Source organism: Nostoc sp. 2RC (assembly GCF_014222165.1).
Taxonomy (GTDB): domain Bacteria; phylum Cyanobacteriota; class Cyanobacteriia; order Cyanobacteriales; family Nostocaceae; genus Nostoc; species Nostoc linckia.
On record NZ_JACKZU010000300.1, the window covers coordinates 1 to 10223 of the forward strand.

At 40.3% G+C, this 10223-nt stretch carries 9 protein-coding genes; 4 read left to right on the forward strand and 5 right to left on the reverse strand.

Translation table 11 applies throughout. The features are described from left to right. Positions 1 to 131 precede the first annotated feature (131 nt). A complete protein-coding gene (locus GNE10_RS25880; RefSeq protein WP_185567989.1) occupies positions 132 to 1109 on the reverse strand; it encodes an MvdC family ATP-grasp ribosomal peptide maturase in 978 nt (325 codons plus the stop codon). Positions 1110 to 1379: 270 nt separating this feature from the next. After that, positions 1380 to 1673 (reverse strand): microviridin/marinostatin family tricyclic proteinase inhibitor, encoded by a 294-nt coding sequence (locus GNE10_RS25885; protein ID WP_185567992.1) that lies wholly within the window; start codon positions 1671 to 1673, stop codon positions 1380 to 1382. 349 nt (positions 1674 to 2022) lie between these two features. Between GNE10_RS25885 and GNE10_RS25890 the strand changes: the two genes are divergently transcribed. Continuing rightward, positions 2023 to 2142, forward strand: coding sequence for a cysteine peptidase family C39 domain-containing protein (locus GNE10_RS25890; RefSeq protein ID WP_185567993.1), 120 nt, complete (start codon positions 2023 to 2025; stop codon positions 2140 to 2142). Between the two features lie 149 nt (positions 2143 to 2291). Next, complete coding sequence (locus GNE10_RS25895) at positions 2292 to 2717, forward strand: hypothetical protein (protein ID WP_185567995.1); 426 nt, start codon at positions 2292 to 2294, stop codon at positions 2715 to 2717. 192 nt (positions 2718 to 2909) lie between these two features. Here the strand turns inward: GNE10_RS25895 and GNE10_RS25900 are convergent, their stop codons facing one another. After that, positions 2910 to 3542 (reverse strand): M23 family metallopeptidase, encoded by a 633-nt coding sequence (locus GNE10_RS25900; RefSeq protein WP_185567998.1) that lies wholly within the window; start codon positions 3540 to 3542, stop codon positions 2910 to 2912. Positions 3543 to 4060: 518 nt separating this feature from the next. On the opposite strand from GNE10_RS25900, the gene GNE10_RS25905 reads away from it, so the two are divergent. After that, positions 4061 to 4447 (forward strand): hypothetical protein, encoded by a 387-nt coding sequence (locus GNE10_RS25905; RefSeq protein ID WP_185568000.1) that lies wholly within the window; start codon positions 4061 to 4063, stop codon positions 4445 to 4447. Between the two features lie 268 nt (positions 4448 to 4715). Here GNE10_RS25905 and GNE10_RS25910 read toward each other — a convergent pair whose 3' ends face one another. Continuing rightward, positions 4716 to 5969, reverse strand: a complete 1254-nt coding sequence (locus GNE10_RS25910; protein WP_185568003.1) for a lipid-A-disaccharide synthase — start codon at positions 5967 to 5969, stop codon at positions 4716 to 4718. Positions 5970 to 6320: 351 nt separating this feature from the next. Here GNE10_RS25910 and GNE10_RS25915 point away from each other — a divergent pair, with 351 nt between their 5' ends. Beyond that, positions 6321 to 9350, forward strand: coding sequence for a PAS domain-containing hybrid sensor histidine kinase/response regulator (locus GNE10_RS25915; RefSeq protein WP_185568005.1), 3030 nt, complete (start codon positions 6321 to 6323; stop codon positions 9348 to 9350). 123 nt (positions 9351 to 9473) lie between these two features. Here GNE10_RS25915 and GNE10_RS25920 read toward each other — a convergent pair whose 3' ends face one another. After that, positions 9474 to 10061, reverse strand: a complete 588-nt coding sequence (locus GNE10_RS25920; RefSeq protein WP_185568008.1) for a Uma2 family endonuclease — start codon at positions 10059 to 10061, stop codon at positions 9474 to 9476. Positions 10062 to 10223 lie beyond the last annotated feature (162 nt).

Consider the following 10223-nt stretch of genomic DNA (forward strand, 5'->3'; position numbering starts at 1 on the left):
GGAGTTAGGAGTTAGGAGTTAGGAGTTAGGAGTTAGGAGTTAGGAGTTAGGAGTTAGGAGTTAGGAGTTAGGAGTTATTCTCCTTGTCTCCCTTGTCTCCCTTGTCTCCCTCATCTCCCTACTCACGATTTTTACGAAAGTAGCGCATCAGCGATCGCTTCTGCAATGGGATAGTCTAAATCTCTCTCTAGCATCCCCCATTCTCCTGTGGGATTAATTTCTAAAAAAACATATTCGCCTGATGGAGTTTTAATAAAATCAAATGCTCCAAAAAGTAAGCCAAATTTTTCCATAAAAGCATCAAGACAATGAATAATTTTATCAGGTAGTTGATATGGTTGCCAGGTTAAAGTTTGTTTTGTGCCACGTCGCCAATCTTGGGTTAATGATGCATATTCTGATGCATCTACCGCCCCAACAAATAAGTTACCATTTACATAAACTGCGCGTAATTCTAATTTTTTGGGTATTTGTTCTTGAAATACAACTGGACAATAACGCAGTGTTTCGGCGTCAATTAAATCTTCTTCTTTGACAACGCTGGTATACATGAAAAAAGCAGAGGCTTGCATACCATAAGAAAGAGGTCTCAGCAGTTTGGTAATCATTTTTTTGTTGACTTGCTGGAAAAATTCTCGTGCTTGTTGAGGATCGTTAGTCACGAGAGTCTGCGGTATTACAAGACCTACTTCTGATGCAACTCTAAGCTGGCGTAATTTGTTTTCTGCTGCACTGATGCGCTGTAAATTATCCACCCACTTGGCTGTCCTGAGGCTGTCCCAAAAGCCGTCTAAAACTGCTAGCGATTCATTAGAGCAAGCTGCTTGAAATTGGGGAGCTAATTCTTTACCTAAATCGGGTTGCCAGATACGCCGCATCCATACAGCTTGTATTTGCTCAGTGTTGAGGGAGACATCGCCATATTTCAGTGTATGGTTGCTACCAAAGTTACTTAAATTAGCCTGGAGTTGCAGTGCGATGGGAAACTTATCTGTATCAAGGCGAAATGGCTGTGCGCCTCTTTTTAATACAGCTTCAGCAACTCTATCTATTGTGAAGTAATCGCCACTGTGGGTAATTAATAAAATTACATCACGCTCAAGGTGCATAATATATTTTCAAAAAGTCAAAGAAAGTCGGGAGTGGTGTAGTTGAATTACTCTAAAAGCGTTGTAATGGGAAGCCAACCCCTAAATGGAGTTGGCAAAGCTAATACAGCAGTCATAAATCATTTGTGAGATTTTACATATCAAGCTGTTGTTTGACTACAGTCAACAGTCACCACTGATATTTTTCACAACTCAAATAGGATTGCTATGGTATTGTTATTGTGAGAATTTGTTCAAAACCCTATATCTGATGTCATCGAAGCTAAACTGTTATTCTACAGGAAAATTGTAATCATCCCCATCTGAAGGATATTTTTGAGTAACAGCATACTCATCAGTATCAGAGGGGGCTTTTTTCGTTGAGATTGAACTATCTTCTTGATCGGATGGATACTTCAAAGTTTGAGCAATTTCATCATTCTTTTTCCTGGTTATACCAGAAATTCCACCGCTAATTCCTTCTAATTCTTCATCGGATAACTCTTCAAAACTTTGCCCTTCTAAAAAACGGGCAAAGAAAGGTACGGCTTGTGAATTTGCTTGTTTTGGTTGATTTTCAGACATAATTTTGTTTGACAGTAAACTAAAGATCAATTTACTTAGTGTTCATAATAATACATGGTATTCAAATATATCAAGTAATAATTTATTCTTAACCTGCTTTTAATTCTAAGTAAAAGTACTTGCCTAAATTGTTTATAAATTTAGCATTTTATTAACAATTGTGACTAAATAATCTTTTGAGTAAAAGACAAGTTTACTTCACAACCTTTTTCAATAAACAATTTCAGACAGAAAAGAATGTTATTTGATGATGTGTAAAAATAACTTACACCTCAAAAACAAGTAAGAAACAATTAATACTTTCTATATTCGTATAATTGAAAAATCAAACAAAAGTGCTACAGAAACAATGAAATATCAAATCGTGCTGCAACACAGTGTGGAAGACTATGGAAGAACGTGTACCGCTAGTATAGCTAAATATTACGGACATAATTTGGCGATCGCTGCCCTAAAATTAGTTGCATAGCTTATCATGATTCGCAATCATTCATAGGAATGAATTTTTAATACATAATTTCATACCAATTTAAGTTTAAAAAAAGCTATATCAGCGATAAATGCTGATTTTAAAGTGTTTTAATAAAGTTATTAGTGAAAATTTAGAGAAGCAAAAACATGAAAGGTTTCAGGAAGCTATCCTCGATAGCACTATTGCTATTTGCCTTTGTGTATCCGCCCTCATTAGCACAAGCGAAAGATATTTCTCTAAGTAATGGTTTGAACGAACAAGGTGCGGCGTCAGAGGCTAACCTCATTGGAGATACAAAAGGAGAGTTATTAATTGCTCAACGGCGGTTGGGACGATATCGAGTAATCCGACGCAATCCTTACGGAAGAACTCGAATCATCCAACGACGTAATCCTTACGGACGAACTCGAATTATCCAACGACGCCAGCCTGTCGGACGTTATCGAGTAATCCGACGCGATCCTTACGGACGAAATCGAATCATCCAACGACGCGATCCTTTCAGAAGATACCAAAATATTCAACAACGGCAGTTAAGGCGACAACGAGACTACAGACGTTCATGGTATTAATTTCAAGCAACTAATGGTTTGCCAACCCAAAAATGCGGTTGTGAGGTCTGGGGAAAGGGGAAAGGGAAAAGGGTAAGGGATTAAACCCTTTAAAGAGCCAAGCTTACTTGGCGTACTACCAATACCATTTCTTTGTGGAGTTTGGTGGGGTGCGTTAGGACTTGCGTCCATAACGCACCCTACAAAATTACTTCAGCTTCTTGTTCTGGAAACTTTTTGCTGGGAAAACATCGCTTGCAAAACAAGTGCAGGGTCTACATAATTATTGCTATATTTTAACCCCCAGTGGAGGTGTGGCCCGGTGGTGCGTCCAGTCATTCCTACCCTACCAATTCTCGCTCCAGTTGGTATTTGCTGACCTTCCCAAATGAGAATTCCACCTGCGCGGTCAATGAAATAACGGCGACCAGATGCAGTTTCGACGTTTCCTTCCATGTGGCAATAAGTGTGTTCCCATTCACCTGATTTAATGACTACATGAGTACCGCAAGCTTCACCAGCACGAACTTTAATGACTGTACCTACCCACCAATTACGAATATAACTACCTTGGGGAGCAGCCATATCTAAACCGCCATGAAATTCCCAATTAGAACCACCAGTAGCTGAGGGACGGTAACCAAAACCAGATGTGTAAGCTTGAAAGTTTTCTACAGGGAAAGAAGCCGCTTGCCAACTATTAGTTCTGGCTACCTTCTTTGGTTGAACTTCTTTGGCTGTAACTATTTCTGGTTTAGGCAAGAGAGTAATTAAACTTCCAAAACAAAATCCTAATATCAACAGTGTGGCTCCAGAAAGTATTACTCTTTGTTGCCTGTTAGTCATTTTTTTGATTCCCGAATTTGACAAAATTATTGATTGCTGACTATTTTTTTACTAAGGAAGATAGCAAATTAATTATATTTTTTCATTATTGAATTTATATATTTTAGTTGAAGATTCAAACGAAATAAATGAACCTCAATGATACCAGATTGTTATATTATCTGGTAATTTAATATTTAAATAAAAAATCACAGATTAGATATTAATATAAATTTCTCATGTATTAAATAAAAAAGTATAAATTATATCTTTTGTTTGTTTAATGGTTATTACTTATTTTTAGTAGTGAATAATTATGCTTTTTGTTACTAAGACATAATCAATACATAGTGGTTGAGAAAAAAGTTTCAAACGATATGATTTTCTTCAAAGTTAGCTGATGGCGCTAGAGTCAGCCTAGCAATAAGAGAGTTGTCAAATAGTTGAAATGTTGGTAACGTTTATGCTTAAAATTGCACAAGAGGTTTGTTTAGCATCTACTAAAAGCTAAAGTTGACCCTTGCAGGACTCCTGAAGACATGCTCACTGAAATTTTGCCTTTCCGCTTTGAATTAGACACGATCGCCATTGCTGGAGCTAGTTTGTGGTCATTAGCGTTATATCTAGGTTTTTCCAAACTTACTGAATGGGTAATCGAGCAACTAAACCGTTGGTTTAACTTTGCCGAGCGATCGCTTTATACCAGCCAATCAGAATTTGAAAAAACTCGTAAAGCTAGAGAATCGCAAAACGCTTTCTACGCCTCACTATTTAGTATTGTGCCTTTTTTGGTATTCGGCGCTTTGTTTAATTGGGGTGTAGAAATCAGCTTAGGACGTAGCTGGGGAATCAGCTTAGGCATACTTGCTTGTATTAGTTGTGGCATTTTTGAACTGGGAAGACGTAGTGGTGGGTTTTCGGATTAGGTAGAAGGGATGGGGAGTGTTGACTGTTGACTGTTGACTGGGGTAGGAGGCAGGAGATTGGAGGTTGAATTCTTGATTTTGAATTGATTTGTTTCCCTCATCTCCCCAGTCATCAGTCATCAGTCACCAGTCAATACGGTTCGGATAAGCAGTATGAACTTGCCTTGTGGTCTGGGAAAAGGTTAAGGGGTAAAGGGTAAAGGATGTATTTGAAACCTTTCCCCTTTGCCCTTTCCCCTTTAACCGAACCGTATTGAGTCATCAATCATCACTTCCCAATTTCCTCATTCACAATCTGTGCTATCTTGTGGGCGGCTCCACTTTCACCACGAACCTGACGTAGTTTGTCGCGGATAGCTTCCAATTTTTGTGGATGAGCTAAAAAATCTAATACTGTATCTCCAATTTCTGGGGCTTGGAGTTTGCCTACAAGTTCTGGGACGATTTCTTGCTGTGCCCAGATATTCGGCCATGCTAATAAACCTTTGCGTCTGAGAAAGACCCAGTTAATCACCTTGGCAAAGGTAGAACCAACCCCTGGTAAATTTGCCAATAAACCCGGTAAACCATCCCAAGAACGCATGGCATCTAATTGTTGGGTAGGTAGTAAAACAATCATTGGTACTCCTAAAGCACCGAGTTCAGCTGTGTTTGCGCCCACTGTAGTCAGGCAAATCTGGCACTGGGATAATAAATTATATGCAGGGTTTTCTTGGCATAATTCTACAGTTAGACCTGTTTGTGTTTTCAGTGATGGCTTGGTTGTTTTGTCCTGTGGAATTATTAAAGAAACACTGCCAATACCAAAAGTTTTCACAAAAGGGTTTTTTTGGGAATCGCCAAAACTAGCTAAGGTTTGTAAATCCACCGTTGGAGCAACGGGAATAACAAATTTAGTTTGGGGTCTGCTTGTGTGGATATGTTCGGCGATCGCTAACATTAAAGGTATACCTTGGGTTAATTTTGCCGCTTTTGAACCCGGTAACAAACCAATTAATTCAGTGTTAAGTGAAGAGTTAGGAGTTAAAGTTTGTCCTTGGGCTTCTAGCATCAAATCCCCGACAACAGTGAATTTGTCGGCATATTTTGGTGAAACACCGACAGCAACTTGAGGTTTCATAACACCAAAGCGGTCTATGAAGTTATGCCACCTGGCTTCCCATTCGGCGTAAACAACTGTGCGGTATCCTAGTTTTTTGCCAATAACTACAGGAAAAATTTGATCGCCGCCGAGAAAAACCACCACACCGTAACTTCTCCAGTCCCAATTTGCAAAGGTTTTACCCCAGAGGAAAAATTGCCAAAAATGTTCTGCTGGCTGAACTCTGTCTACTTCTGGGTAAGAAAGAGCGATCGCAGCTTCTTTACCAGTAGCATTAGGACAAGGAGATAAAACTACAGAAATCCTCACAACAGAACGGTCATCCCCTAGTTGCTGCCGCAATGCCTTCACTACTGGACGTACCCAAGTGGTTACTTCTCCTGGGCCATTAGAGAGAATGAGAATATCTACTGGAGTCATGAGTTACAAACCCTGAACTAAAAAGTAAAGGTCTAGGTATAGTTATCTTTACGAATTATTCGGTCGTTTTAGTATAAAAGTACTATATTAACTGTTGACTGTGAACTGTCAACGGTCAACAGTAGTAATGGAATATTTTATTGCTTGCAAATCCCTATCTAAATTATCTAGCCTATAGTGTTAAATTATTAGGCTTTGAAATTGCCCAGTTACTCATTAAATTCGTTGACGTTAGCTGTTGACAGTTAACCGTCAACCGTCAACAGCCAACACAAAAATTTATGCTGCGTTAGATGCTCTCGCCAGTGGATAGAAGTTTTCATTTGTCCTCTCACCCTAGTTTTCAATGGTATGCACGACTTTATAGTTAATTTGTTTAGCGCAGGCTCATTTATTCCTCATGGTCATTGCTACCTGTGGAAACCAGGGTTGGTTTGGCTGCATATAATTTCTGATGGTATCATTGCCCTTGCTTACTATTCAATTCCGCTGACGTTGTTTTACTTCGTTCGTAAACGCCAAGATTTACCATTTTCTTGGATATTTTTGTTATTTGCTGCTTTTATTGTCTTCTGTGGTACGACACACATTGCTGAAATTTGGACGCTGTGGCATCCTACCTATTGGCTATCAGGTATCCTCAAAGGTGCAACTGCAATAGTTTCCTTGTTTACAGCCATCGAACTCGTGCCGCTAGTTCCCCAAGCATTAGCCTTGCCAAGTCCGCTGCAATTAAAGCAAGCAAACAAGGCATTATACTCACAAATTGAGGAACGCTTGGCTGTTGAAAACCAACTAAGACGGTTGCAAGAAGAACTAGAACAACGGGTAGAGGCCAGGACTGCTGAACTGGTGCAAGTTAACCAGCAATTACAACAGGAAATAGACGAGCGACACCGGGTGGAAGCTGCCCTGCGAGCCAGTCGCGAACGGTTAGTTTTAGCACAACAAGTCGGCAAAATAGGCACTTGTGAATGGAAGTTGCAAACCGGAGAATTGATTTGGACAGAAGAAATGGAAGCTCTATTTGGGCTGGCACCTGGAAGTTTTGAGGGTACTTACGAACATTGGTTAAAACGATTACACCCAGACGATCGCTTTGATGCCCATCTTGCCGCCCAACAAACTATTACACAAAGATGTGATTTTGACACCGAATGGCGAATTATCCTTCCTAATGGCAAGATTCGCTGGATAGCTGCCAAGGGAAAAATTTTTGGTGATGGAGGTCAGGCAGATCGTTTAATAGGGGTAAATATGGACATCACTGAATACAAGGAAGTCCAACAAGAACTCCAACAAACCCTACAAACCTTAACTACCCTCATTCAAGCTTCGCCACTACCGATTGTTGTGGTTGCAACAGATACCACCGTAAAATTATGGAATGCAGCAGCAGAACAATTATTTGGCTGGAGTGAAGCAGAACTGTTAGGTCAGCAGTTGCCCATTGTCCCAGAAGAAAAACTCGAAGAATGCAATCAGCTACGAGAAGCAGTCACCAAGGGGGAAGTCTTCTTTGGTGTGGAAACCTATCGCCGCAAGCGTGACACCTCCAATGTAATTCTCAACATTTCAGCCGCTCCCCTTTATGACGAGCGCGGTAGCGTCAATGCAATTTTGCTGATTCTTCAGGACATTACTCAGCGCAAACAAGCACAAGCGGCTTTGCAAGATAGTGAAGAACGCCTGCGTTTAGCTTTGGTGGCGGCAAATCAAGGACTTTATGACCTGAATCTGTTGACTGGTGACGCAATTGTAAATCCAGAGTATGCCGTGATGCTGGGCTACGAACCGGATGAATTTCAAGAAACTCATAACAAGTGGCGTCATCGCATCCATCCTGATGATGCAGCAATGGTTATCGAAGTTTATGAAGATTACATTGCGGGAAAACTTGATGAGTACCGAGTAGAGTTTAGACTGCAAACCAAAACCGGAGATTGGAAATGGATTCTCTCGGTGGGCAAGATTGTATCGTGGGATCGTCAAGGGCAACCGCTACGGATGCTGGGAACTCATACTGACATTAGCGATCGCAAAAAAGCAGAAGCCGAACGAGAACAACTACTTTTACGAGAACAAGCAGCACGGGAGCAAGCAGAAGCCGCCAACCGCATCAAAGATGAATTTCTGGCGGTATTATCCCATGAATTGCGTACACCCCTCAACCCCATTCTTGGTTGGGCAAAGCTGCTCCGCAAGTCCAAGTTAGATCGAGAAAAAACGGCTTACGCCTTAGAAGCCATCGAACGTAATGCACTATTGCAAACCCAATTAATTGGAGATTTACTGGATGTATCTCGTATTCTCCAAGGCAAACTCAGTCTCGACATTGCCCCAGTTGATTTAGAAACTACAATCTTAGCAGCACTAGACACAGTACGCTTAGCTGCTCAAGCCAAATCCATCAATTTACAATTTTCGGTTGTCGATTTTGGAAGGGAAAATTCCGATGTCTCCTCAAAATCTAGCCAAGAATTGAGCCATCTCAAATCCCAAATTCCTTTAGGTTCAGCACTCACCCTACCCTTGCTCCCAGATGCTTCGCATCTAAGAGGAAAATCATCTCAGCAAAATTCTAAATTCAAGGTAGCAGGTGATACAGCACGCCTCCAGCAAATCATCTGGAATTTGTTATGCAACGCAGTCAAGTTCACTGATGTGGGAGGGCGTGTAGAGGTGCGTTTGCAGCGTGTTGGTACTCAAGCTCAAATCGTCGTTAGCGATACAGGCAGAGGTATCAGTTCTGACTTTTTACCATACATATTTGACTATTTTCGTCAAGCAGATGCCGCCACAACGAGAAAATTTGGTGGATTAGGAATAGGTTTGGCAATTGTTCGCCATCTCACAGAATTACACGGTGGTGTGGTGACAGCACACAGTTTAGGCGAAGGGCATGGAGCCACTTTTACAGTGAGGATACCACTAATTAAGAATGCCCCAGTACACAAGGAACTCAATTCTGATTCTTCATTAGATGTGACTGCGGCTTTACCGCTAGCGGATATCCAAATTCTCATGGTAGATGATGATGCAGATACCCGCGACTATATCAGCTTTTTGTTAGAGCAAGCAGGGGCAAAGGTAACCTTAGCTGCATCTGCCGATGAAGCACTGCAATTATTAGTACAATCGACCCCAGACATCTTAGTCAGCGATGTGGGAATGCCTAATATGGATGGCTATATGTTAATGCAGCAGGTAAGAAATTTGCCACCAGAGCAGGGAGGGAATATAAAAGCGATCGCTTTAACCGCCTATGCTGGAGAAATAAATCAACAACTTGCCATAGCCGCCGGATTTGCTAAGCATATTGCCAAACCTGTGGAACCAGAGGAGCTAATAACAGCCATTGTAGAACTAGTTAAAGGTTAACACTGATATTAGGGATTTCTAAGTAAAAAATATTACACATAAGACTGTTAATTGTTGACTGTTCACTGTTGAAAGTCAGCAGTTAACGACCTAAATCGGAACAATTTATTTTTTGGAGTTCACTTATTCCTCAATCAACTCAAAATCAACTCGCTCATAAATATCTCGCAAGCTAATTTGAAAATCAATAGAATCTAAGACTAAAACAGCCTCTTCACCTTCATATTCCTTAAATATCCATTGTCCTTCTGTTTGTTTGGCAAATTGTTCGACAGAAAAACTATACTGGTCAATCATAATATATTCTTGAAAAATAGGAATCGAACGGTAATATTTAAACTTGTCTGTTTTGTCGTAATTTTTAGTTGAATTTGATAGAACTTCAACAATTAGCGAGGGATTAGTAATAATTGTTTTACTTGTTCCCTCGTAGATTGGCTTACCTTTGATAACCATCACATCAGGATAAGTATAAATACGATAACGAGGTATTGCTAATTTTACATCTCCAATATATATGTCATAAGCTTGACTTTGCACTGTCAAGGGAAATTTTCTACAAAAATTAAGTGCAATTTTGTTGTGGTTAGTTGTTCCCCCTGTCATGGGTATAATTTCTCCATCTTTGTATTCATTTTTATATTCAGCTTTCTCCTCTAATTCCAGATATTCTTCTGGGGTGTAGTAACGCTTTTCTGTTTGTAAAATCATATTAATTAACTCACAAAAGGTGGCAATTGATGTATTATCAATAGCTTAACGCACCCTTGACTGTTGACTGTCCACAACTCTTATACCAATTTGAAAAAAGAATGCGACACATAGACAAGACCCCTCCCCTTAGCAAGGAGAGGGTTGGGGAGGGGTCTTGTC